Source organism: Microbacterium sp. BE35, from assembly GCF_031457705.1.
Taxonomy (GTDB): Bacteria; Actinomycetota; Actinomycetes; order Actinomycetales; family Microbacteriaceae; genus Microbacterium; species Microbacterium trichothecenolyticum.
In genome coordinates, this window is sequence record NZ_JAVDXD010000003.1 from 468,887 (window position 1) to 493,211 (window position 24,325).

Below are 24,325 nucleotides of genomic sequence, written 5' to 3' on the forward strand. Positions count from 1 at the left end.
CGGCGGCGTCCACCCGGCAGGATGAGGACATGACTCATCGGCGGGACGCGGACGTCGCGATCGACTGTTCCGATCTGTCGATCGCCCGTTCCAGCCGTGGCGGTCCGCCCAAGCGCGTCGTCGACGGCGTGTCGTTCAGACTGCCGCACGGCGGAATCCTCGCGCTGATGGGCCCGACCGGCTCCGGCAAGTCCTCGCTCGCCGCGGTGCTGGCCGGTGCCGATGAGCCCGGCCTCGCGGTCGTGGGCGGCCGTGGCACCGTCGAAGGCATCGCGGTGAGGCGTCGCGGCCGCGCGCACCGCTATCTCACGTACTACGCGGGCTATGTGCCGCAGGCCGCGGGCGCACACCTTCCGGCCCGTCTCACCGTCGCCGAGGTGATCGGCGAGCCGATCACCAGCCGCGATCGACACGTCAGCGCGCGCGCACTCGCGGTGCGCGTGGCGTCACTTCTGGACGAGCTCATGCTCCCCCTCGGCGCGGCGCCCAAGTACCCCTACGAACTGAGCGCCGGAATGCGCCAGCGCGTGGCGCTCGCCCGGGCTCTCGTGCTTCAGCCGCGCGTGCTGATCGCCGACGAGCCCTTCGCCAACATGGACGTCGAGGTCCGCAAGGCCGCACGCGAGGCGGTGCTCCGGCGTCGACGCGAACTCGACATGGCCGCCCTCGTCGTGACCAACGAGCCGGAGGTCGTGAGCGAGCTCGACGCGGACGTCCTCGTGCTCCGCGCGGGCCACGCCGTCGCCTTCGGGCACGGCACGCAGGACCTGCTGTGGACGCCCGACGGGCGAGCCGATCGCCGCGTCGTCAACTATTGAACGGGCTCACGTGGTCATGAGCACGGCTTGAGCTTTGCTAGTATGGACTGGTTGCCCGCACGAGAGTGCGGAACATTCCTCCATAGCTCAATTGGCAGAGCAATCGGCTGTTAACCGATAGGTTCTTGGTTCGAGTCCAAGTGGGGGAGCGAAAGCCTCGGGGCTCCACCCCCGAGGCTTTCTTCGTCTCCGGGGATCACGTCGAGGAGTGCACATGGCGGCTCGCGCGAAGCCTTCGCCCCGTCTGGTCGTGGAGGGCGGCGTCCCTGCGCCGGCGCCGGTCTATCGCTGCGTCCCCCTTCTGATCGCACTCGCCGTGTTCGGCGCGACCGTGCTGTGGGTCGGGCTCGTGGTGCTGTTCGGCGGCGATCCCTGGATGTTCCCGGTCTCCGCACCGGCGCCCTGGCTCTTCCTCGCGCTCGTGCCGTCGATCATCGCGATCCTGCTCGCCGTCCGGGGGATCGCGCTGTGGTCGCTGCTGTCCGCCGTGGCGAGCCTCTGGCTCGTTCCCACGGGCGTGGCCACGATCGCCGTGGTCCTGGTCGCCCTCTGGACCGTGCGAGGCATCCGCCGGCAGTGGGCGGCCCACGATCTCGATTCCGTGATCGCGACCGCCGCGGCGCACGACCTTCCGGTGCTCGTCGTGCAGCATGTCGCGGGCAAGCCCGGTGCGCGCAGGAGAACAGACACCACGCAGATCCAGGTGCGCGACGTCGACACCGGTGAGCTCTCCACCGCTCGCGTGTGGGGCCCGATGCGCATCGGCACGACCCTGGTGCGGCACGGTATGAACGTCATCGCCCAGGCGCCTCCCGGAGCAGATGCGGAGTTGCGCCGGTGGGTCGAGCGCCAGAACCGCCGGACCGAAGACTGACGCCGCGACGCTCTCAGGCGTCGATCTGGTCGACGCCGGGCGTCCACGAGCTTCCGGGACGGCCCCACCCCCGCTTGCGCGCGAGTTTCTGCACGGTCTTCCAGTCGCCGTCGTCGAGGCGGTCGACGTACAGGATGCCGTCGAGATGATCGAACTCGTGCTGCATGATGCGCGCCCGCCAGCCGTCGACCTGGATGCGGACCTGGTCGCCCACGAGGTCCGTGCCGGTCACCAGCACTTCGTCCGACCGACGCAGCGGGAATCGCTCGCCAGGGAACGAGAGGCATCCCTCGGACTCTTCGTCAGGGTCGGGCGCACCCGGCTCGAGCGGCCTCATCCAGAGTTCGGGGTTGATGATCACACCGCGCCAGGGCGCGCCGTCCTCGTCGGCGTAGTTGTATGTGTAGATGCGCAGCGGCACGCCGACCTGCGGTGCCGCGAGGCCCACGCCGGGAGCGGCATCCATCGTCTCGAACATGTCGGCGACCAGGGTGCGGATCTCGTCCGTGATCTCTTCGACGACGGAGGCGGGGGAGTGCAGGACGGGATCGCCCATGATGCGAATCGGGAGAACAGCCACGCCTTGAGCCTATCGACCGACGCCTGCGGCTAGTGTCGATGTGTGGTGTGGACTGCGGTTGAGCTCGAGGACGTAGGCGATCAGCTCGTCGGCGCGTTCCAGAATCCCGGAATCCTCATCGGCATCCCGCTGGCCCTGCTCGGCGCGATCTTCATGTCGTTCGGCGCGCAGTATCAGCACCGCGGCGTGACGAAGGTCGAGCGCCTCTACGGGTCCCATGGCAACGGCGGGCTGGGAGCGAACCACCTGCTGAAACTCCTCGCGCGACCGTCCTGGGTGATCGGCACCGTGATGCTGGGGCTCGCGATCGTCTGCCAGCTGTCCGCCCTCGCCTATGCACCCCTCATCGTGGTGCAGCCACTCGGTGCGATCGCACTCGTGATCACCACGCTGCTCAACGCACAGATCAGCGGGCACAAGCCCACGAAGCGCTCGCTCATCGCGATCGGCGCCTGCGTCGGCGGCATCTTCATCTTCGTCACCATCGCGGCGCTGTTCGCGACCGAGAAGCCGGTGTCGAACGGTCAGCTCATCACGATCCTCGTACTGCTGGGCGTCGTCACCATCGTGTTCGCGGGCCTGTGGATCTGGCTGCGCAAGCGAATGGGCGCCCTCTTCTACATCATCGCAGCGGGCGTCATCTACGGCTTCGTCGCGACCCTCGCGAAGGTCGTCATCGTGCGCGTCCAGTCGCAGGACTTCGACTGGCTCACGTTCACGTGCCTCGCCGCCCTCATCGCGGGCGCCATCGTCGGCGCCTACTTCGTGCAGAACGCATACGCTTCGGGCCCGCCGGACCTCGTCGTCGCCGGCCTCACCGTCATCGACCCGATCGTCGCGATCTTCATCGGCTTGACGGTGCTGCAAGAGGCGGCCGGCGCACCGCTCTGGGTCTACATCTCGTTCGCGCTGGTCGGCGCGGTCGCGATGTGGGGGGTGTTCCAGCTCGCCCGCCACCATCCGCAGGTGCTGAGCGAGAGTCAGGAGCTCCCGATCCAACGGGGGAGCGCCGGAGGCGCGACGGATGCCGCGCACCCGCGCACCGGATCCATCAAGGTGACCGAGGCCGTCGCCAAGGTGTGGCCCGAGCCTCCGGTGAAGGATCGCGCGGACGAGACCGAGGGCAAGGCGGGCAGGTAGGCTCGTCAGCGCGCGCCTGACGCACACGGGGCGGTGGCCAAGCTGGTCAAGGCAGCGGGCTCATAACCCGACGATCGTGGGTTCAAGTCCCACCCGCCCTACGGATCGAGGTCCGTCGCAACCCACCGGGTTGCGACGGACCTCGCGTCTTTCCGGATCGCGGATCACGGTCGAGGAGAAATTCGTTCATACCCCTAACTTTCGGAGGGGGACCCAGTGACGCGCGGCTCGGTTTGGCTGTAGCGTCAGCGACATCAACTGTCCCTGGCTCCTGATGGAGGCGAACAATGAAGTTCCTGCAGAGGCTCGGCCGATCGATCATGCTTCCGGTGGCCGTGCTGCCGGTGGCCGCGATCCTGGTCGGCATCAGCAACTGGATCAAAGGCACGATCGGCGGCGGAGTCGTCGTCGACTTCCTGTACACCGCCGGAATCTCGCTGCTGTCGAATCTGGCGCTGCTGTTCGCCGTCGGCATCTCGATCGGCATGGCGAAGAAGAGCGACGGCACGTCCGCGCTCGCGGGCGTGGTGTCCTGGCTGGTCGTGACCACGCTCCTGAAGCCGGAGTCCGTGATGCTGTTCATGGGCGTGAATGACGTCAACGAGGTGCCCGCCGCGTTCGCCAACGTCGAGAACGTCTTCGTCGGCATCCTCTGCGGCCTGATCGGCGCATTCTGCTACGACAGGTTCAAAGACACCAAGCTGCCCGACGCACTGTCGTTCTTCTCCGGCAAGCGCTCGGTGGCCATCGTCACGGCGGGCTTCTCGCTGGTCCTGGCGGCCATCCTGTTCTTCGTCTGGCCGTTCGTCTACGGCGGGTTGGTCACCTTCGGCGAATGGATCTCGTTCCTCGGACCGCTCGGCGCAGGCATCTACGGGTTCCTCAACCGGCTCCTCATCCCGATCGGCCTGCATCACGCACTGAACTCCGTGTTCTGGTTCGACGTCGCCGGGATCAACGACCTGAACAACTTCCTCGCCGGAACAGGCACGTACGGCGTCACCGGTCAGTACATGACGGGCTTCTTCCCGATCATGATGTTCGGCCTGCCAGGTGCCGCCCTCGCGATGTACCTCACGGCCAAGAGCACACGCAAGAAGATCACATACGGCATCCTGCTGTCCGCTGCGATCGCCTCGTTCTTCGTCGGCGTCACGGAACCGCTCGAGTTCTCCTTCATGTTCCTGGCTCCGGTGCTGTACCTGGTCCACGCGGTCTTCACCGGCATCTCGATGGCGATCAGTGCGATCCTGCCGGTCCGCATGGGCTTCGGGTTCTCCGCCGGATTCGTCGACCTCGTCCTCAACTGGACGAACCCGATGGCGCAGAACCCGTGGCTGATCCCGGTCATGGGCGTCTTCTGGTTCTTCATCTACTTCGGGGTGTTCTACTTCTTCATCAAGCGGTTCAACCTCAAGACGCCGGGCCGCGAGGACGACAACATCCTCGAGGAGGGCACGGAGTTCGACACGCATGACGTCGACCAGAAGTATCTCGTCACCGGAAGCCGCTTCATCGACGCGTTGGGCGGCAAGGAGAACATCCTCGACCTGGACAATTGCGCCACGCGCCTGCGATTGGAGATCGACGACGTCAGTCAGGTCGACGACGCGGCGCTCAAGCGAGCGGGAGCGGCCGGGACGATGAAGCCCGGCGGAAAGTCCGTCCAGGTGATCTACGGCACCAACGTGCAGTTCGTGAAAGACGCCATGGAGCAGATCATCTCGGGCCAGGCCGAGGCGCCGGCAGGAGCCGCACCGGAGCAGACCCCGGCCACCGGAGGCACCGCGGTGCTGACGGACGCGCCGACGACCACCGCCGTCAAGCTCCGCCAGCCGCTCGAGGGCAAGATCGTGCCGCTGACGGCGGTGCCCGACCCCACGTTCGCGCAGGGGATCATGGGCCCGGGCGTAGCGATCGAGCCGACCGGCGACACCGTGGTCGCGCCCGCTGACGGCACCATCGGCGCCACGTTCGACAGCAGCCACGCGGTGGCGCTCGTCCTCGGCGACGGCACCGAGCTGCTCATCCACGTCGGCATCGACACGGTCGGCATGAAGGGCGACGGCTTCGAGACCCTCGTCGAGAAGGGGCAGAAGGTCACGGCGGGCACGCCGCTCCTGCGCTTCGATCTCGCGAAGATCCACGCAGCCGGGCACCCATCGATCACGCCGGTGATCGTGCTCAACAACGAGAACGCCGCCGTCACCTTCGAGTGACCTCGGCGTCCCGGCGACGATGAACGGGACGGATGCCTCTCACTGAGACATCCGTCCCGTTCTCACATCGCGTTGCCGATGTAGGAGTACTTGACGAAGACCTCGGGGGCCAGTCCTGCCTCTTCGAGCACGCCCTGCACGGCACTGAGCATGTAGCTGGAGTCCCAGCCCATATAGAGCGAATGCTCGTCGTCGAGGCGGTCCCACTGGCCGTTCCAGGACTGCGCGGTGTAGACCGGGCCACCCCTGCGCGCGCTGTACGCGACGACCGCCTCGCGGGAGTCCGCCCAGAGCCGCTTGAAGACTCGGTTGAAGAGGTACTTGACGTCGGGCACTTCCCAGTGCTCGCCGCAGTACTCGACATACGACCACTCCCGGTGCCACCCCGGAGGCCATCCGCGACGGCGCACGGCGTCGAGGATCGGGGTCAGGCCGTCGTCGTCGATCGCGGGACCGCCCGGACGCTTCCAGACCTCGACGAATCGGCCGGTGAGCTGCGCCGAGCGGTCCGCGATCGCCGCCGTGCCCCAGGAGGGGAGCTCGGCGAGCTCGGCGGTCGCGGCGACGGAACTGCGCGCGTACAGCGCCCGCTTCTCGGGGAACGAGCGATCGAAGGCGCGGAGCGCGAGATCCTCCTCGAGGATGGTGAGATTGCCGATCGTGTTGGCGAGGGCGCGATGGCTGTTCTGCTCGTCGTCGGTGTATGACGCCCACTCGCGCACGCCGTCGCCCGACCACCCGTCGCCAGGAGCGAGCGGGAAGATGTGCTCGACGTCGAGTCCGCCCGCGCCGTCCACTCCGGCGATGCGGCCGAGGACGTAAGCCGCGTGGGGGAGCTCCGAGTACTTCAGGGCCACCGCGATCCGCTCGTCGGACGGCGTGATGCGAGAGATCGCCGACACCAGCGCGCCGGCGCCCTCTTCGCGCGCGCGGCAGAGGCGCGCGACCAGGCGATCGACCCCGGTGCCGACCACCGCTCGGCGCACGAGCAGCGACTGCACCATCTCGAGCGTATCGATCAGCTCGTCGCGCCCGATCGACCCCAGCTCGAAGTCGCGGTACGCCCGCATCACGAGCGGATACATGCCCGTGCCGAAGGTGCCGAGGTAGGCGAGGTGACGCGTGATCTCGGCGTCCGGCGCCTCCTTCGGCCGGAGCAGGATGCGATACACGCGGGAGAGCTCGCGCCACTCGTCGGCGTGGTGCAGGAGGCCGTCGAAGTCGAGCCGCGGGAACTCGTGGCGGAACGCGTCGTACACGCCGCGGCCGCCGACGACGGTGACCTCTCGGCCGGTCCGCATGACGAGGTACTGCCTCCAGAACTCCGCGATCGAGTCGCCGGTGTTCTGCTCGATCGCCTGCCAGTAGTCGACCTCGATCTCACGCTGCTCCGAATGGTTGAGCCCCATCAGCACGTAGTTGTGGATGAGCTCGTGGTCGCGCAGCGGCTCACCGGTCGAGTTGAGGCTCTCGAAGATCTGCTGCGCGTTGGCGCCGGCGCCGAGCGTGATCGCCACATGCTCGAGCTTCTGGAGCCCTCGCCAGATGTGGGGCGCCTCTTCGAGGCTGATCTGACTGCGGAAGAACGCGTAGTTGTCATCGAATCGCGAATCGCGGTGCTCGCCCGCTGCCAGGGGAAGGTCGAGCACGACGCGCTCGAACACGGAGGCCCACGCGCGATGCGGGCGCAGCTTCGTGCGTGTCGCGTCGTGCGAGTGCACGAGCACCCGCTGCAGCTGATCGGCGAGGTCGGGATCCGCCTCGCGCACAGTGTGATGCAGGGCGGCGACGAGCAGCATGAGCGTCGTCGTCCGCTGCTGCCCGTCGATCAGCACGAGTTCTGCGTCGGATCCCTCGCCGCTCGCCGAAGAGAGGATCGAGCCGATGAAGTGCATCTGCCGATCGTCGAGATCCGCCACGGCACGGATGTCGGAGAGGAGCTGCTCGCACCCGCCGATGTCCCACCGGTACTGCCGCTGATACACCGGGACGACGATCGTCCAGTCCGCGGCGGAGAGCCAGCCGATGGTGTTGACAGCAGTGGCATCGACGTTCGTGGCAGTGACCATGGCGTGTCCAGTCTAGGCCGGGCTCCCCGCCTCGGAGCGGGCGCGCGACGGCCCCCGGTTATTCACGGCGCGGGCTTCGGGGTCGTCCAGACCCCCGAGGTAGGCTTACCTAAGTTGAGCCTGTTAAAACGTGCTGGCTCACTGACCGAAAGGCATGATTCGTCATGGGTTACATCAAGTCCGCCGCTCTCGACGAGACCGGCTTCGTGGTGCTCGACTCCTACGGTGAGGAGATCGACCCGCAGGAGTGGCTGTCGATCGAGTACGTCGACTGGAAGTCGTCGGGCGACACCCGCTTCGCGCCGCTCGCGTCCGCCAAGGGCGAGATCGAGTGCAACGGGTTCTGGAACCACACGCCGCCGCGCACCGACAAGGACGGCGTCTGGATCCCCGAACAGACCGAGAAGGCGCCGACCCTGACGCGTCGCGCACAGGAGCCGGGCTCGAACGTCGGCCGCTGCCGCATCATCGAGCTGCAGCCCAACACCTACGCCGACGCGCTGTACAACCTCCACCAGGACGACAACAACCGCCTCAACCCCGACGGCACCGGCTGGGTCGTGCGCGGGTTCTTCAACCTCACCGACGACAAGAACAGCTACTTCGTGCTGCGTGAGAACCGCACCGACCCGAGCATCGAGTACCGCGTCGCGCTTCCCGCCGGCGCCCAGCTGATCGTCGACACGCAGCGCCTGTGGCACGCCGTGCACCACGACGGCACCGAGCCGCGCTACTGCCTCATCACGTCGTGGGAGTCGGGCCCCGAGCTCGACGCATACATGGAGAAGTACCACGCTGTGCCGACCGCACCGCAGTTCGAGGTCGCGCAGGAGGTGCTCGACGCCGGTCAGGCCGAGCAGGCCCGCCGTGACGCCGCGCGCGCCGCGTACTACGCCGCCAAGGGCAAGGCCGAGGTCCAGGCCATGAGCGAGGCCTGAGCACCGCCCGCCTGATCGGAGAGGGCCCGGGAATCACAGTCTTGTGATTTCCGGGCCCTCTCCGCGATAATGGCGGCAGCACAACCGAACAGCACGTCATGACACCGTCACAGGTCGTAGGGGAAGACGCACCTGACGAACGGAGAGATCATGGCGACACAAAAAGCGCGTGGGGTGATCTTCATCCACTCCGCGCCACGGGCGTTGTGCCCCCACCTCGAGTGGGCGGTCGGGCGAGCCCTCGGCCGCGCCGTCAGCTTCGATTGGGCGGATCAGCCGGTGCTGTCGGGCAGCCGGCGCTCCGAGTTCTACTGGGAAGGCGCCGCCGGGACCGGCTCGGCCCTGGCCACCGCCATCCGCGGTTGGGAGCACCTGCGCTTCGAGGTCACCGAGGATCCCACTCCCCGCAGCGACGGCGGCCGTTGGCTGCACACGCCGGGCCTCGGCATCCATTACGCCCAGACCGACACCGCGGGAAACGTCGTCATCGGCGAGGACCGCATCCGCTACGCGATGGAGATCGCCGGAGGCGACGCGTTCGAGCTGCAGCGCGAACTCGATGTCGCGCTCGGCGCGGCGTGGGACGAGGAGCTCGAGCCGTTCCGGCACGCGAGCGACGATGCGCCCGTCGTCTGGCTGCACAAGGTCGGCTGACGCCACAACCCCACAGACGCAGGCGGCGCGAGGCGCCACTACCGAGGCTCGGAGGCCGTGAATCCCGGGTCGCGGGACCGCGAACCGCCGCCTGACACGACAGACGCCCCCGGCACCGCCGGGGGCGTCTTCGCGTCGCGGGTCGTCAGACCGAGCGGAAGGCGACGACGGCGTTGTGGCCGCCGAAGCCGAACGAGTTGCTGATCGCGAGCTGGTCGCCGGCGCCGAGGGCGATCGGCGAGCCCGAGATGCGCAGCGGGATGTCGGGGTCCTGCGTGCTGACGTTGATGGTCGGCGGCGCCTGGCGCTCGCGCAGCGCGAGGAGGGTGAAGATCGCCTCGAGCGCGCCGGTGCCGCCCAGCAGGTGCCCGGTCGCCCCCTTCGTCGCCGAGACCGGGATCTCGTGGACGCGGTCGCCGAAAACGCTCAGCAGAGCCTTGTACTCGGCGATGTCGCCCGTCGGCGTCGACGTCGCGTGCGCATTGATGTGCGTGACCTCGTCGGGAGTGGCGCCCGCCTGCTCGAGCGCGAGGCGAACCGCGCGCGAGGCGCCCAGGCCCTCGGGCTCCGGAGCCGTGATGTGGTACGAGTCGGCCGTCACGCCACCGCCGACGACCTCGCCGTAGATCTTCGCACCGCGGGCCTTGGCGTGCTCCTCGGTCTCGAGGACCAGCGCTGCCGCTCCCTCGCCCATGACGAACCCGTCCCTGTCGACGCTGTACGGGCGCGACGCGGTCTCGGGGGAGTCGTTGCGCTTGGACAGCGCCTGCATCGCGGCGAAGGCGGCGATCGTGAGCGGGTGGATGACGGCCTCGGCGCCACCCGCGATGATGACGTCGGCGCGACCCGCACGAAGGCTCTCGAACGCGTTGACGAGCGACTCGGTGCTCGATGCGCACGCCGAGGCCACGGTGCGCGCGTAGGCGCGGGCGTTCAAGTGCATCGAGACGGCCGCGGCGGGCGCGTTCGGCATGAGCATCGGGACGCTCATCGGCATGACACGGCGGGGACCCTTGGTCTTGAGCGTGTCCCACCCCGCGAGCGTGGTCTGCAGACCCCCGATGCCGGTCGCGAAGTCCACGGCGAACCGCTCGGGCTCGACCTCCGGCTTGCCCGCGTCCTCCCACGCCTCGAACGCCGCGACGAGCGCGAACTGCGCCGAAGGGTCGAGACGGTTGGCGACAGGGCGCTCCAGCACGGAGTCGGGCCGGACGAGCGCCTGTGCGGCGAAGGTGACGGGGAGCTGGTATTCCTCGACCCATTCCTGCTCGATCGTGTGCGTGCCGGATGCTCCGTTCAGCAGCGCCGACCAGCTCTCGGGGGCGGTGCCGCCGACGGGGGTCGACGCACCGATGCCGGTGACGACGATACGGGGTGTGCTCATGGAGATCAGAGTCCTCGTGATGCTGGCCGGTGGGGGCCGCGGCCCCCACCGGGATGGTCCTACGCCTGGTTCGACGTGATGAAGGTGACGGCGTCGCCGACGGTCTTGAGGTTCTTGACCTCGTCGTCCGGAATGGTGACGCCGAACTTCTCCTCCGCGTTGACGACGATCGTCATCATCGAGATCGAGTCGATGTCGAGGTCGTCGGTGAACGACTTCTCGAGTGCGACCTCGTCGGCCGAGATGCCGGTCTCGTCGGTGATGAGCTCCGCGAGTCCGGCGAGGACCTCGTCGTTGGTGAATGCCATGGGATTCTCCTGTTTGTTAGGGGTAGGCGTGCCCGAGCGGGCCGGGAATCAGTCTAGGGTCGCGGTTCGCCGCGTCAGGGAAGGACGACCACCTGCGCGCCGAAAACCAGCCCGGCGCCGAAGCCGATCTGGAGCGCGAGGCCGCCGCTGAGTTCCGGGTGCTCCTCGAGCAGTCGGTGCGTGGCCAGCGGGATGGAGGCCGCCGAGGTGTTGCCGGTGGTCTCGATGTCGCGGCCGACCAGCACCGTGTCGGGAAGGCCCAGCTGCTTGGCGAACTCGTCGATGATGCGCATGTTGGCCTGATGGGGCACGAAGGCGGCGAGATCGGATGCCTCGACCCCGGCGGCCTCGAGCGCCTGGCGTGCGACCTTCACCATCTCCCAGACCGCCCAGCGGAAGACCGTGGGGCCTTCCTGGCGGAGGGTCGGCCATGGCGCGACGCCGTCGCGGAACTCGGTGAGCGTGTGATTCATGCCCACCGCGTCGGCCTTCGAGCCGTCGGAGCCCCACACCGTGGGTCCGATGCCGGGCGTGTCGCTGGGCCCGACGACCGCTGCGCCCGCGCCGTCGCCGAGCAGGAACGAGATGCTGCGGTCGGCCGGGTCGACGATGTCGCTGAGCTTCTCCGTGCCGATGACGAGGGCGTAGTGCGCCGCGCCGGCGCGGATGAGGGCGTCTGCCTGGGCGACGCCGTAAGCGAAGCCTGCGCATGCGGCGTTCACGTCATATGCAGCCGCGGGGTTGGCACCCACGCGGTCCGCCACGATCGCCGAGACGGAGGGGCTCTGCTTCGGGTTGCTGATGGTCGCGACGATGACGGCGTCGACCTGCGACGCGTCGACGCCGGACCGCTCGATCGCCTCGCGGGCGGCATCCGTCGCAAGGTCGATCGCGTCCGTCTCGGCCACCGCACGAGTGCGCGTGACGATGCCGGTGCGCTGGCGGATCCACTCGTCGCTCGAGTCGATCGGGCCGATGAGGTCGTCGTTCGGCACGGCGATCTCGCCTCGGGCGGCGCCGTACGAGTAGATGCGCGTGTGGGCGGCACCGGTGGGCTGGATGAGGCTGCGGGTCATGCGGGGGTACTCCGGTCAGGCGTCGGCGGCCACCAGTGCGGCGGCGGCCTCCAGGTCAGCGGGCGTCTTGACGGCGACGGCGGGAACTCCGCGGAGGGCGCGCTTCGCGAGCCCGACGAGCGTGCCCGCGGGGGACAGCTCCACGATGCCCGATACCCCGGCGTCTGCGAAAGACGCCATGCACAGGTCCCAGCGCACCGGCGAGGCGACCTGGTCGACGAGGAGGTCGACGAACGCACGGCCAGACGCCACAGCGGAGCCGTCGCGGTTGGTCCACAGCGTGATCCCCGGATCGGACACGTCGTGGTCGGCCGCGGCCTCACGCAGAGCCTCGACCGCCGGCGCCATGTAGTCGGTGTGGAAGGCGCCCGCGACCTGCAGCGGGATCACGCGGGTCCCGGCGACCGGCTCGGCCGCGAGGGCCTGCAGGGCGTCGAGCGCGCCGGCCACGACGAGCTGGCCGCCGCCGTTGTAGTTCGCGGGGGAGAGGCCGAGCTCTTCGAGACGGGCGAGGACGGATGCCTCGTCCCCGCCGATCACGGCGCTCATGCCGGTCTCGGCGGTCGCCGCGGCCTCCGCCATCGCGCGGCCCCGGATCCCGACGAGGGTGAGTGCGGACTGCTCGCTGAGGACGCCCGCCGCCGCAGCGGCGGCGACCTCGCCGACGGAGTGCCCGGCGACGCCGCCGATGCGCTCACGGTCGGGCAGCGCGTTCCACGACAGCAGGCTGGCCGCGACGATGAGCGGCTGCGCCACCTGGGTGTCGCGGATCTGGTCGGCGTCCCACTCGGTGCCGGCGGCGACGAGGTCGACCCCCGACCACTCGGAGTACTGCGCGAGGCGATCCGCCGCGCCGTCCGATTCGAGCCAGGGAGTCAGGAAGCCGGGGGACTGGGAGCCCTGCCCGGGGAAGACCGCGATTCTCACCGTTCCATCCTGTCAAGGATCAGAAAGGTCGTTCTGGCGACACCGTCACAAGAATCGCGCGCTGCTTTGTGTGTGATCCACACTGACAGGGCGATCAGGCCGGGTTGCGCCGGGCCGGCGGGCGGCGGCGCGAGGCATCCGTCCCGATCGACCCGAGGATCAGCGCCGTCTGCAGGATCAGCGCCTCGCGGGGACCGGTGGCGTCCCAGCCGATGACCTCGGACACCCGCTTGAGGCGGTAACGCACCGTGTTGGGGTGTACGAACAGCTCGCGTGCGGTGGCCTCGAGCGAACGGCCGTTGTCGAGGTAGGCCCATAGCGTCGACACGAGGTCGGCACTGTGGGACTGGAGCGGGCGGTAGATGCGCTCGACGAGCGTGAGCTTGGCCAGCGGATCCCCGGCGAGCGCGCGCTCGGGGAGGAGGTCGTCAGCTTCGACGGGGCGGGGCGCATGCCGCCACGCGCGCGCGACGGCGAATCCGGCGAGGGCGGCACGCGCGCTCTGGCTCGCGTCGACGAGCGCCGGCACGGTCGGGCCGAGCACGAGGTATCCGGCGCCGAAGCCGGGCTCGAGGCGGCGCGCGATCTCGGCGAAGGGAAGGTCGGACACGGCATCGTCCGCGCCGGTCGACGCTTCGGAGCGCCCGACGACCAGTACGAGGCGCGAGCCCTGCACGCCGATCAGGACGTCGACACCGAGCTTGCGCGCCGTACGACGGAGCTGATCGACGTCGAACTGCGGGGGAGTCGTGCCGACGAGCACCGCGACCTCGCCGTGGCCGTGCCAGCCCAGGGCGGCGATGCGGCTCGGCAGCTCCTCATCGGCCTCGCCGGTGAGGATCGAGTCGACGACGAGCGCCTCGAGGCGCGCATCCCAGAGGCCGCGGGCCTCGGCGGCGCGCGCGTACACGTCGGCCGCCGCGAACGCCACCTCGCGAGAGTAGAGCAGGATCGCCTCGCGCAGGTGCTCCCCCTTGCCCGCGACCCGCTCCTCGGTCACCTCGACGGTGACGCGGATGAGCTGGAGCGTCTGCTGCAGGCTGACGCTCCGCAGCAGCTCACGGGGTGCCGCCGCGAAGATGTCGGACGCGATCCACGGCGTCGAGGCGGGGTCCTCGTACCACTGGATGAACGACGTGATGCCGGCCTGGGCCACCAGCCCGACGGCGGACCGTCGGGCCGGTGGCATCTCGGCATACCAGGGCAGCGTCTCCTCGAGGCGCTTGATGGTGACGGTCGCGAGGTCGCCGGAGATGCGTCGCAGCCAGGCGAGCGTCTCGACCTTGTCCATCACCTCGGTGGACTTGCCCATCTGCGGGTCAGCTCTCGCCGCCCGCGTTCCCGCTCGTGCCGGCGGTCACGTCGTGCAGGCGGTACTTCTGGATGGCCTGCGCGGCGAGGCTGCGGTCGACGGCACCCTCTTCGGCCAGAGCCTGGAGCGTACGGACCGCGACCGAAGGGCCGTCGATCTTGAAGAAGCGACGGGCCGCGGCGCGCGTGTCGGAGAAGCCGAAGCCGTCGGCACCGAGCGTCGCGAAGCGGTTCGGAACCCACGGACGGATCTGGTCCTGGACCGCGTGCATGAAGTCGCTGACCGCGACCACGGGGCCGGCCGCGTCCTTCAGCTTCTCGGTCAGGTAGGCGGTGTGCGGCTCCTCCTCCGGGTGGAGGAAGTTGTGCTCGTCGGCGGCGAGCCCGTCGCGTCGCAGCTCGCTCCACGAGGTGACCGACCAGACGTCGGCCTGCACGCCCCAGTCGTCGCGCAGCAGCTGCTGCGCCTCGAGCGCCCACGGCACTCCCACGCCCGAGGCGAGGAGCTGAGCCTTCGGGCCCTCGCCCTCGGCGGTCGAGACGCGGTGGATGCCGCGCACGATGCCGTCGACGTCCACACCCTCGGGCTCGGCCGGCTGCACCAGCGGCTCGTTGTACACCGTGAGGTAGTACATGACGTTGGGGTCGGGGTGGTTGCCGCCGTACATGCGCTCGATGCCCGAGCGGACGATGTGCGCGATCTCGTACCCATAGGCCGGGTCGTACGACACGGTCGCCGGGTTGGTCGAGGCGAGCAGCAGCGAGTGGCCGTCGGCGTGCTGGAGGCCCTCACCGGTCAGCGTCGTGCGTCCGGCGGTGGCACCGATGATGAAGCCGCGCGCCATCTGATCGCCCGCCGCCCACTGCGCGTCGCCGGTGCGCTGGAACCCGAACATCGAATAGAAGACGTACACCGGGATGAGCGGCTCGCCGTGCGTGGCGTACGAGGTGCCCGCCGCGGTGAACGCGGCGACCGCGCCCGCCTCGTTGATGCCGACGTGGACGATCTGGCCCTGCGGGCTCTCCTTGTAGGCCAGGAGCAGCTCACGGTCGACCGACGTGTAGTTCTGGCCGTGCGGGTTGTAGATCTTCGCCGAGGGGAAGAACGCGTCCATGCCGAAGGTGCGGGCCTCGTCGGGGATGATCGGCACGATGCGGTGGCCGAAGTCCTTCGCGCGGAGGAGGTCCTTGAGCAGACGCACGAACGCCATCGTCGTGGCGATCTCCTGCGTGCCCGAGCCCTTCTTCGGCAGCGCGTACGCGTCGTCGCCCGGCAGCTGCAGCCCGACGTGGTGCGAGCGGCGCTCCGGGAGGAAGCCGCCCAGCGCGCGACGACGCTCCAGCATGTACTGGATCGTCTCGTCGTTCGAGCCGGGGTTGTAGTACGGCGGCAGGTACGGGTTCTCCTCGAGCTGCGCGTCCGAGACCGGGATCCGCATCGAGTCGCGGAAGTACTTGAGGTCCTGCAGGGTCATCTTCTTCATCTGGTGGGTCGCGTTGCGGCCCTCGAAGTGATGCCCGAGGCCGTAGCCCTTGATCGTCTTGGCGAGGATCACGGTGGGCTGGCCCTTGTGCTCGGTGGCGGCCTTGTACGCGCCGTAGACCTTGCGGTAGTCGAGGCCGCCGCGGCGGAGCTTGCCCCAGATGTCGTCGTCCGACCAGTCCTTCACGAGAGCCGCCGTGCGCTCGTCGCGCCCGAAGAAGTGCTCGCGGATGAACGCGCCGTCCTCCGCGCGGTACGTCTGGAAATCGCCGTCCGGCGTGGTGTTCATGAGGTGCACGAGGGCGCCGTCGGTGTCCTTGGCGAGAAGCTCGTCCCACCCGCTGCCCCAGACCACCTTGATGACGTTCCAGCCCGCCCCGCGGAAGAAGCTCTCGAGCTCCTGGATGATCTTGCCGTTGCCGCGCACCGGGCCGTCGAGGCGCTGGAGGTTGCAGTTGACGACGAACGTGAGGTTGTCCAGACCCTCGTTCGCCGCGACCTGCAGCTGACCGCGGCTCTCGACCTCGTCCATCTCGCCGTCGCCGAGGAATGCCCAGACGTGCGAGTTCGACAGGTCCTTGATGCCGCGGTTGGTGAGGTACTTGTTCGACATCGCCTGGTAGATGGCGTTGATCGGTCCGAGACCCATCGACACCGTCGGGAACTGCCAGTACTCCGGCATGAGGCGCGGGTGCGGGTAGGACGGAAGCGCGTGGGGTGCCTTCGACTTCTCCTGGCGGAAGCCGTCGAGCTGCTCGGAGCTCAGGCGGCCCTCGAGGAAGGAGCGGGCGTAGATGCCGGGGGAGGCGTGACCCTGGATGAAGATCTGGTCGCCGCCGGTCGGGTCGTCGAGACCACGGAAGAAGTGGTTGAAGCCGACCTCGTACAGCGACGCGGACGACGCGTACGTCGAGATGTGGCCGCCCACGCCGATGCCGGGACGCTGGGCGCGGTGCACCGTGACCGCGGCGTTCCAGCGGATCCACCGGCGGTACCGGCGCTCGAGCTCCTCGTCGCCCGGGAACTCGGGCTCGTTCTCGGGGGCGATCGTGTTGATGTAGTCCGTCGTGGGAACCTGCGGAACGTTGAGCTGCAGCTCGTGGGAGGTCTGCAGCAGGCTCAGCATGATCTCGCGGCCACGTCCGTGGCCCTTCGCCTGCACGAGCTGCTGGAGGGACTCCTGCCACTCGGAGGTCTCATCGGGATCGCTGTCGAGGGGTTCCTGCGAGTACGGATCCTGATCGTTGACAGTCACAGAAGACCTTTCGTCGTCTGGCAGATCGTGCCAGGTAATCGCTACCGGAGCGGCGCGGGCGTTGTCTGCCCTGCACAAACGCACCAACTGCCAGCCTAGCGAGTTCGAGACCGTCCGGACGCACCTCGTAGACTGGCCGCGAGGGCCTTTAGCTCAGCTGGTAGAGCGCCACGTTTACACCGTGGATGTCGTCGGTTCGATCCCGGCAGGGCCCACCGAAGTTCTTCAGGGCCGATCCGCTCGCGGATCGGCGTCTCCGCCCCGATCGCCGTCGTCGTGATGGTGCGAGACGACGTGCGGCAGCGCGAACTCCTCGTAGCCGGGCTGGCCGATCCTGGAGTGCCGGTGGGAGTACGCGAAGTAGATGACGAAGCCGATGACGAGCCACACCAGGAATCGCAGCCACGTCTCCACGGTGAGGTTGAGCATCAGATAGACGCAGATCGCGGCGGACAGCCCCGGCAGCCACGGGTTCAGCGGCACGCGGAAGCTGCGGTGAAGGTCCGGGCGCTTGCGCCGCAGCACGATGACGCCGATCGACACGAGCACGAACGCCGAGAGTGTGCCGATGTTGACCATCTCTTCGAGCAGCCCGATCGGGGTGAAGCCTGCGACGACGGCGACGATGATCGTGACGAGGATCGAGATGATCCACGGAGTGCGGAACCGCGGGTGCACCTTCGCGAGCCGAACAGGCAGGAGCGCGTCGCGCGACATCGCGAAGATGATGCGCGTCGCCCCGATCAGCAGCGTGAGCACGACCGTGGTGAGACCGGCCACGGCTCCAGCCGAGATCAGCGTCGCCATCCAGGTCGCGCCGTGGAATGCGAACGCGTTGGCGAGGGCGGCCGCCGGGTCGAGGTCCTGATAGGGCACCATCCCCGTCACCACGAGCGCGACGGCGCAGTACAGCAGCGTGCAGATCACCAGCGACGCGATGATGCCGATCGGCAGGTCGCGCTGCGGGTTCCGCGTCTCCTCGGCCGTGGTCGCGACGACGTCGAACCCGATGTAGGCGAAGAACACGAGCGCGGCGCCGGCGAAGATACCTCCGACGCCGAACGCCGTCGGCTCGATGCCGGAGAAGAATTGCAGCAGCGGCTGGCTCAATCCCGTCGCGGTGTCCCTCGGTGCGGGCGCCGGGACGAAAGGCGACCAGTTCGCCGGGTTCACGAACAGGAGGCCGGCGACGATCACGAACAGCACGATGAAGAGCTTCACGGCGACGAGCACCATGTTCACGCGCAACGATTCCTTGATGCCGAACGTCATCAGGCCGCCGAGCACGAGGACGAGCAGGATCGCCATCAGATCGACGGTGCCGCCGTATCCGATCTCGGCCGGGATCGGCATCCCGAGCTGCTCGAAAAGCGTGCCGAGATACGCGCTCCATCCCTGCGCGACAACGCTCGCGCCCAGGAACATCTCGAGGATGAGGTCCCACCCGATGATCCAGGCGAACAGCTCGCCGAGGGAGGAGTAGGAGAACGTGTAGGCGGAGCCCGACACGGGCACGGTCGACGCGAACTCGGCGTAGCAGAGCGCCGCGAGCGTGCAGGCGATCGCGGCCACCACGAAGCTGATCACTATCGCCGGGCCCGCGACCTCGTGCGCGGCACGGCCGGTGAGGGTGAAGATGCCGGCGCCGATCACGACGCCGATGCCGAAGACGGTGAGGTCGAGGGCCGTCAGGGACTTCTTCAGTCGGAATTCCGGTTCGTCGGTGTCGGCGATCGACTGCTCGACGGACTTTGTGCGGAGAACGCCCATGGTGCGCGCCTTTCGTCTTCGGAAGGGCCGGTCGTCGAATGCTAGTCGCCACCGCTCGCGCCGTCGATGCCTGACGGTAGGTTGGTGACGTGAACGCCAGCCCCGCAGACCAGCGCCGCCTCGTCGAGGTCGCCCAGCTCGACGCCCGCATCCGCCAGGCCGACAACGCCCGCAAGAATCCGCCCCAGGCCGGTCGCGTTCAGGAGCTGCTGGGCCGTCGTCAAGAGCTCTCGCAGGAGCTCGGCACGCGCCTCGGCGCCCGTGACGATCTGCGCACCGAGCTGTCGCGCATCGAGTCCGACGTCGCCGTCGTCGACGCTCGCGCAGCCCGCGACTCGGACCGTCTCGCCGCCTCGACGAACTCGAAGGAGGCCCAGGGGCTCGAGAGCGAACTGACCGCCCTCGCCCGGCGCAAGAGCGACCTCGAAGACGCGGAGCTCGCCGTCATGGAGCGGCTCGAGATCGCCGACGCCGCCGTCGCCGAGCAGGAGGCCATCATCGCGGCGACCAACGCCGAGGGCGCCGAGCTGAGCGCCGAGGGCAAGCGGGCTGTCGCCGAGGCGACCGCGGCCTTCGATGCCGCCACGCGTGACCGCGCGGCCGTCGCCGGCAGCGTCCCGGCCGACCTGCTCGCCCTGTACGACCGCCTCGCCGTCCGCAGCGCCGGTGCCGCGTTCCTGCGCCGTCGCACGTGCGAGGGATGCCACATGGTTCTCGCGGGCACCGACCTGCACGTGCTGCGCCAGGCGGGCGAGGACGATGTCGTGATGTGCCCCGAGTGCGGCTGCATCCTCGTGCGCGACGACGAATCCGGACTGTGACGGCGGCAGGCACTCTCTGCGGTGGGCGTGTCTGAGGCCCCGGGCTGGATCGTCCTCGGGCGGACCGGACGCGGTGCCGCCGTCATCCTGCTCGACGCGAACGCCGAGGAGTTCGGGCGTGACGAGGTCGAAAGAGGCGCGCTGACGTCGTGGATCTCGGATGCCGAGGTCCGCTGGGCGCCCCGGTGGGTCTGGCACGACACCCCGCAGTGGTATGCCGCGCTGCTCGCCGACGGCGTCCGCGTGGCCCGGTGCCATGACCTCCGCCTGTGCCACGCGATCCTGCGCGAGTCGGCACTGGTCTCCGAGACGGCAGCGGTGAGACGGTCGCGGGAATGGGATGCCGCCCCGCACGTCGACGCCGAAGCGGCCGCGCCCACCCTCTTCGAGCTGGACGCTGTCGGACGCCCCTCCGGTCCGCCCCCGGACGCCGACGCGGCGCTGGCCGAGTTCGCGCGGCAGCGGGACGCGATCGCCGACTGCGCCGCGCCCGGCCGCCTGCGGCTGCTGACGGCGGCCGAGTCGGCGGGCGCGCTCGTGGCCGCCGAGATGCGCGCCGCGGGACTCCCGTGGGACGCCGAGGCGCACGACCGCATCCTCGTCGAGACGCTGGGGGAGCGCCGACCTGGCGGCGCGCAGCCCGCCAAGCTCGCCGCCTCGGCGGAGCGGGTCCGCGCGGCACTCGGCGACCCCGCGGCGAGCCTCGACTCGCAGCCGAAGCTGCTGCGGTCGCTGCACCGCGCCGGCGTGCTCGTCGATTCCACGAGCCGATGGGAGCTCGCCGAGCAGCGGCATCCCGTCATCGAACCTCTCCTCGAGTACAAGAAGCTCTCGCGGCTGCTGTCGGCGAACGGATGGACGTGGCTGGCCGAGTGGGTCGCCGACGGCCGGTTCCGCCCCGTCTTCGTGCCGGGCGGCGTCGTCACCGGGCGCTGGGCGTCATCGGGCGGGGGAGCGCTGCAACTGCCGCGCCAGCTGCGCGAGGCCGTGCGCGCCGACCCTGGCTGGCGGCTCGTCGTCGCCGACGTCGCGCAGCTCGAGCCGCGCGTGCTCGCGGCGATGTCGGGCGACACCGCGCTCGCGGCTGCCGCACGCGGACGGGACCTCTACGCCGGGATCGTCGACAGCGGCGCGGTGGCGACCCGGCAGGAGGCGAAGATCGCGATCCTCGGCGCGATGTACGGCGCCACGACGGGGGAGTCCGGCAGGCTGGTCCCGCGCCTGCGTCGCGCGTACCCGCGGGCGATGGCGCTCGTCGACGATGCCGCGCGCACCGGCGAGGACGGCGGCATCGTCTCGACGTGGCTCGGCCGCACGTCGCCCGCCCCGTCGCCGGAGTGGTCGGCCGCGCAGTCGCGCGCGACCGAGGCCGAGGCATCCGGAGCCGACGAGACCCGCGCCCGGCGCTGGGCCCGCGATCGGGGCCGCTTCACCCGGAACTTCGTCGTGCAGGGTACCGCCGCCGAGTGGGCGCTCGCGTGGCTCGCCGACCTCCGCGGGCGTCTGGCCGCCCTCCCGGCCGTGCCTGCTGAGCGCGCCGCGCCGCGCTCAGGCCCTGCGTTCGCGCGACGGCCGCATCTCGCCTTCTTCCTCCACGACGAGGTGATCGTGCACACCCCCGAGGAGCACGCGGATGCCGCCGCTCAGGCGGTGACGGATGCCGCGGCCACGGCTGCGCACCTGCTCTTCGGTGGCTTCCCGCTCGACTTCCGGCTGGACGTGCGCATCGCCGAGACCGCGCTCAAGGACTGACGCCCGCGCCGCAGCCTTCGCCGACGCGGACCTGCGGCGGGTTCATCAGCGGTGTGTGCACGATCGCCTGCGCGTCGGAGTCGCCGCGAGGAATCAGAAAGTGAAACTCGAGCACGTTGACTTCGTCGGGCGACAGATTGACTCTGGCGGTACTCGCGGCGCGGCCCTCAGAGATCGCCGTCGCAGCGGGGTAGGGCTCATCCTTCACGACCACCCCGCCGACGAACGACCCCTCGGGTGCGACGACCGTGACGTTCGTGCCGATGTCACCGGCTCCGACGCCGAACAGTCCGCCGCCCGTGACGCTCACGGGGAGCGACCCGACGTCGACCGGCGCGTGGCTGCCCATGGTCACCGTCACGGCCACTTCAGCCAGATCGTCCGAACGACAATCGACGGTGCTGCTCTCGATGGCGACGTCGAGGTAGCTCGCCATCTTTCCGCCCGTCGCGTCGTTGAAGTAGACGGCGAAGGCGCCCGCGCCAGCGGCGCGCTGCCGGGCCGTTGCTCCGCCGATGGGGGAGCCGGCGAACACCGCCTGCTCATCGGCATGTGCGCTCCACACTGAGATCCGACCTTCTGCGGCGGGCTCCTCGACGGCGCTCAAGAGGGCCAGCGCGTCCAGCGTGCCGTCCGAGATGCGTCCGAAGACCGCTTCGACGGCCGCCGAGAAGAGCTCTGTCTGATCGTCCGATGACATCGAGAGGTAGGGCTGCACGAGGAGCGCATCGAGCACGTTACCGGCGTCGAGCACCTGCCCGGACGGCAGAGCGACCGGCCCGGTCACCGACAGCAGCGCCTGCAGGACATACGGGTCCACAGCGATGACCATGTCAGGTGTGTGCCCGGTCAGACTCGCCCACCATGCCGAGGCCAACTGGCCGGAGACGGCGAAGTCCGGCGTCATCGAAGCGTTCTGGACGTATCGGCCGACGCCGTCGCCGTACAAAGCGGTTGTCGGCTGCGCAACTGCGACGATCGGCGTCTCCCTTCGCGGGAACTCGGACGAGTCCGCCTGGTCGACGAGCGTCAGCCGTCCGTCCTCCGCCCGCAGCTCGACGAAACTGCCCGAGATGCCGCCGCCTGTGCGCAACTCGGCCGGGTTCTGCACAAGGAGGAGGATCGAGCGAGGTCCGTCACCCCCGAGAGCCGTGGGAAGGACTCGCGCCGCCCCGGCAGCGGTCTCGGCGACCGGAGCGAGCGCATCGACAGCGTCTCGAACCTGCGTGACGCCTTTGGCCACCGGGGAGACGAGCGAATCGACGTCCAGCGCGTGGAGTGCTTTCGCCGAGGAGGCGAGAGCCCGAGCCGACTCGGCGAGCTGCGCTTCTCCTGCCGCCAGCGCGGCCGTGTCGACGAGCGTCCCCGGGGCCCGCCTCGCGAGTGTCTCGGCGGCCGTGAGGACACCCGGGGCCGCGCCCGAGATGTCGCCGAGTTCCTCCGCCACCACCCTGACCGCGACGAGGTTGGACCCGATGCCGGGGATGGCCTCCGCCACTCTCCACGCCGGATCGCTCGTCGCCCCGGCAGCGCGATCCGCTCCGGCCGACAGATCATCCGTCACCGAGGCAAGACGACCCAGATCGCCGCTCTCGATCGCTTCTCGCGCCTGCTGGGCGACCGGGATGAGACCGTCCAGTTCGACCTTGACCGACCAGATGCGGAACCCGACCCAGCCGGCGAAGACGAGCACCAGCAACCCGAGCGATACGACACCGATCAGGATCCAGCGGCGAGTCTTCCGCGGCGCCCCCATCGCCGTGGACATCGTCACCTCAGCGTCGCGCGGAGCGCCGTCGAACGACCAGGAGGAAGCCGAGGCCGACCGCGAGCGCCGCACCGCCGGCGATCGCAATGGGACCGACGGCTGCCGTCATGCCGGTCGCCGGGAGCGACGCGGTCGAGGGATTGTGGGGGTTCGCCGAACATTGCGGCGTCGCCGGCGGATACGACAGCGGCACCACGAGCGACGGGTTGACCTCGATGGTGGCGGTGATGTCTCCGCGCGTCCAGCGGAAGTTCCCTGGCACCTCGACCCACTGTCCGTTCTCGAACGCCCATCCAGGCCATCCTGTGGCTTCGCCGGCCGCGTTCACCGACGCGCCCGGCCAGAGGACACGACCCGACAGGCTCCCGTTGACGAGAGTGCCGAGCACGATGGTCGACGTGTTGGTGCCGTCGGTGATGACGAGCCTGGCTTCGTTGCTCGTCGCCTGGGCGTCGGGATCGATCAGGGTCACGTTGTACGCGATCCACGGTGCGTCCTTCTCGCAGATGCCGACCGCAGTCGAGCCCGCGAGAGTGGGTGTCGCCGGATTGGTCGGCGTATAGTCGTCGGGCTCCGCGTAGGCAGCCGCGGGCGCACCGAGTGCGACGACGGCCGCGACAGCAAGCGCGAGAAAGAATGGTCGCTTCACAGTTGCCTCCCCAGCAGGCATGATCGACCCAACTCCCCAGAAGGATCGTGAAGCTGACTCTACTCCATCGAGCGGTCGCGTGACAGCACCTCCGCGTGTGGGTTTGTTCGGCTTGGCCTAAGATCAGGCAAGCGAATGGGTCGGCTGGACGGTCGCGTCGCGGGCGGTTCGCCGCCACGCGCCGAGGAACGTCCGGGCTCCACAGGGCAGGGCGGTGGGTAACACCCACCCGGAGCGATCCGCGAGACAGTGCCACAGAGAGCAGACCGCCCGGCTTCGGCCGGGTAAGGGTGAAAGGGTGGTGCAAGAGACCACCGGGGTCGTGGTGACACGGCCCGCACGGTAAACCTCGCCCGGAGCAAGGCCAGACAGGGGATGACGACGCGGCCCGCCGAGTCCCCGGGTAGGCCGCTGGAGCGGCACGGCAACGTGTCGCCGAGAGAGATGACCGTCCACGGGGCTCACGCCCCCGGACAGAACCCGGCGTACAGGCCGGCCCATTCGCCCTCTCCGCCACTGTGCGTCGTCG

Annotated in this window: 19 protein-coding genes, 3 tRNA genes and 1 other RNA gene; 12 read left to right on the top strand and 11 right to left on the bottom strand. The window is 69.3% G+C overall.

The features are described 5' to 3' along the window. Nucleotides 1-29: 29 nt before the first annotated feature. The 3 genes from J2Y46_RS13660 to J2Y46_RS13670 all read left to right on the top strand — a co-directional run bounded on the left by J2Y46_RS13660 (nucleotide 30) and on the right by J2Y46_RS13670 (nucleotide 1,692). The gene (locus J2Y46_RS13660; RefSeq protein ID WP_310242995.1) at nucleotides 30-818 is read left to right on the top strand and encodes an ATP-binding cassette domain-containing protein; all 789 of its coding nucleotides are present in this window, start codon (nucleotides 30-32) and stop codon (nucleotides 816-818) included. Nucleotides 819-894: 76 nt separating this feature from the next. Then, nucleotides 895-967, top strand: a tRNA-Asn gene (locus J2Y46_RS13665). Nucleotides 968-1,032: 65 nt separating this feature from the next. Next, complete coding sequence (locus tag J2Y46_RS13670; RefSeq protein ID WP_310242998.1) at nucleotides 1,033-1,692, top strand: hypothetical protein; 660 nt, start codon at nucleotides 1,033-1,035, stop codon at nucleotides 1,690-1,692. A gap of 13 nt (nucleotides 1,693-1,705) precedes the next feature. On the opposite strand, the gene def is transcribed toward J2Y46_RS13670, so the two are convergent. Next, the gene (gene def, locus J2Y46_RS13675; RefSeq protein ID WP_310243001.1) at nucleotides 1,706-2,272 is read right to left on the bottom strand and encodes a peptide deformylase; all 567 of its coding nucleotides are present in this window, start codon (nucleotides 2,270-2,272) and stop codon (nucleotides 1,706-1,708) included. A gap of 42 nt (nucleotides 2,273-2,314) precedes the next feature. Between def and J2Y46_RS13680 the strand changes: the two genes are divergently transcribed. The 3 genes from J2Y46_RS13680 (at nucleotide 2,315) to nagE (ending at nucleotide 5,631) form a co-directional block, all read left to right on the top strand. Then, a complete protein-coding gene (locus J2Y46_RS13680; protein ID WP_310243004.1) occupies nucleotides 2,315-3,412 on the top strand; it encodes a DMT family transporter in 1,098 nt (365 codons plus the stop codon). Nucleotides 3,413-3,439: 27 nt separating this feature from the next. Beyond that, a tRNA-Ile gene (locus tag J2Y46_RS13685) sits at nucleotides 3,440-3,513 on the top strand. Between the two features lie 186 nt (nucleotides 3,514-3,699). Beyond that, a complete protein-coding gene (nagE, locus tag J2Y46_RS13690; protein ID WP_045302646.1) occupies nucleotides 3,700-5,631 on the top strand; it encodes an N-acetylglucosamine-specific PTS transporter subunit IIBC in 1,932 nt (643 codons plus the stop codon). 62 nt (nucleotides 5,632-5,693) lie between these two features. Here the strand turns inward: nagE and J2Y46_RS13695 are convergent, their stop codons facing one another. Then, nucleotides 5,694-7,700 (bottom strand): DUF262 domain-containing protein, encoded by a 2,007-nt coding sequence (locus J2Y46_RS13695; protein WP_310243007.1) that lies wholly within the window; start codon nucleotides 7,698-7,700, stop codon nucleotides 5,694-5,696. A 164-nt stretch (nucleotides 7,701-7,864) separates the two neighbouring features. On the opposite strand from J2Y46_RS13695, the gene J2Y46_RS13700 reads away from it, so the two are divergent. Together J2Y46_RS13700 and J2Y46_RS13705 are read left to right on the top strand one after the other, a co-directional pair. Then, a complete protein-coding gene (locus J2Y46_RS13700) occupies nucleotides 7,865-8,638 on the top strand; it encodes a hypothetical protein (RefSeq protein ID WP_045302644.1) in 774 nt (257 codons plus the stop codon). Between the two features lie 150 nt (nucleotides 8,639-8,788). Then, entirely contained in the window at nucleotides 8,789-9,292 is a 504-nt protein-coding gene (locus J2Y46_RS13705; RefSeq protein ID WP_045302643.1) for a DUF3145 domain-containing protein, read from the top strand. Between the two features lie 145 nt (nucleotides 9,293-9,437). On the opposite strand, the gene J2Y46_RS13710 is transcribed toward J2Y46_RS13705, so the two are convergent. From J2Y46_RS13710 to aceE, 6 genes are all read right to left on the bottom strand, one after another. Continuing rightward, nucleotides 9,438-10,676 carry a beta-ketoacyl-[acyl-carrier-protein] synthase family protein gene (locus J2Y46_RS13710; RefSeq protein ID WP_310243011.1) on the bottom strand — a complete coding sequence of 413 codons (1,239 nt, stop codon included), beginning with the start codon at nucleotides 10,674-10,676 and terminating at the stop codon, nucleotides 9,438-9,440. 59 nt (nucleotides 10,677-10,735) lie between these two features. Further along, entirely contained in the window at nucleotides 10,736-10,984 is a 249-nt protein-coding gene (locus tag J2Y46_RS13715; RefSeq protein WP_013586517.1) for an acyl carrier protein, read from the bottom strand. Between the two features lie 74 nt (nucleotides 10,985-11,058). Next, entirely contained in the window at nucleotides 11,059-12,060 is a 1,002-nt protein-coding gene (locus J2Y46_RS13720) for a beta-ketoacyl-ACP synthase III (RefSeq protein ID WP_045302641.1), read from the bottom strand. 15 nt (nucleotides 12,061-12,075) lie between these two features. Further along, entirely contained in the window at nucleotides 12,076-12,987 is a 912-nt protein-coding gene (locus J2Y46_RS13725) for an ACP S-malonyltransferase (RefSeq protein WP_045302640.1), read from the bottom strand. A 94-nt stretch (nucleotides 12,988-13,081) separates the two neighbouring features. Further along, entirely contained in the window at nucleotides 13,082-14,299 is a 1,218-nt protein-coding gene (locus J2Y46_RS13730) for a CdaR family transcriptional regulator (RefSeq protein ID WP_045302639.1), read from the bottom strand. Between the two features lie 7 nt (nucleotides 14,300-14,306). Next, nucleotides 14,307-17,036, bottom strand: coding sequence for a pyruvate dehydrogenase (acetyl-transferring), homodimeric type (gene aceE, locus J2Y46_RS13735; protein WP_045302638.1), 2,730 nt, complete (start codon nucleotides 17,034-17,036; stop codon nucleotides 14,307-14,309). A gap of 142 nt (nucleotides 17,037-17,178) precedes the next feature. Here aceE and J2Y46_RS13740 point away from each other — a divergent pair. After that, nucleotides 17,179-17,251, top strand: a tRNA-Val gene (locus tag J2Y46_RS13740). 10 nt (nucleotides 17,252-17,261) lie between these two features. Here J2Y46_RS13740 and J2Y46_RS13745 read toward each other — a convergent pair. Then, nucleotides 17,262-18,806 carry an amino acid permease gene (locus J2Y46_RS13745; RefSeq protein WP_310243021.1) on the bottom strand — a complete coding sequence of 515 codons (1,545 nt, stop codon included), beginning with the start codon at nucleotides 18,804-18,806 and terminating at the stop codon, nucleotides 17,262-17,264. 89 nt (nucleotides 18,807-18,895) lie between these two features. Between J2Y46_RS13745 and J2Y46_RS13750 the strand changes: the two genes are divergently transcribed. Both J2Y46_RS13750 and J2Y46_RS13755 read left to right on the top strand, forming a co-directional pair. After that, nucleotides 18,896-19,627 (top strand): C4-type zinc ribbon domain-containing protein, encoded by a 732-nt coding sequence (locus J2Y46_RS13750; RefSeq protein ID WP_310243024.1) that lies wholly within the window; start codon nucleotides 18,896-18,898, stop codon nucleotides 19,625-19,627. 21 nt (nucleotides 19,628-19,648) lie between these two features. After that, nucleotides 19,649-21,379: a bifunctional 3'-5' exonuclease/DNA polymerase gene (locus J2Y46_RS13755; protein WP_310243026.1), complete on the top strand. Its 1,731-nt coding sequence runs from the start codon at nucleotides 19,649-19,651 to the stop codon at nucleotides 21,377-21,379. Here J2Y46_RS13755 and J2Y46_RS13760 read toward each other — a convergent pair. Together J2Y46_RS13760 and J2Y46_RS13765 are read right to left on the bottom strand one after the other, a co-directional pair. Continuing rightward, nucleotides 21,369-23,147, bottom strand: a complete 1,779-nt coding sequence (locus tag J2Y46_RS13760; RefSeq protein ID WP_310243078.1) for a DUF4012 domain-containing protein — start codon at nucleotides 23,145-23,147, stop codon at nucleotides 21,369-21,371. The two genes, J2Y46_RS13755 and J2Y46_RS13760, sit on opposite strands and share 11 nt — an antisense overlap. 7 nt (nucleotides 23,148-23,154) lie before the next feature. Continuing rightward, a complete protein-coding gene (locus J2Y46_RS13765) occupies nucleotides 23,155-23,796 on the bottom strand; it encodes an LPXTG cell wall anchor domain-containing protein (protein ID WP_245619670.1) in 642 nt (213 codons plus the stop codon). 136 nt (nucleotides 23,797-23,932) lie between these two features. Between J2Y46_RS13765 and rnpB the strand changes: the two genes are divergently transcribed. After that, nucleotides 23,933-24,300: RNase P RNA component class A (rnpB, locus tag J2Y46_RS13770), an RNA gene on the top strand. Nucleotides 24,301-24,325: the final 25 nt, after the last annotated feature.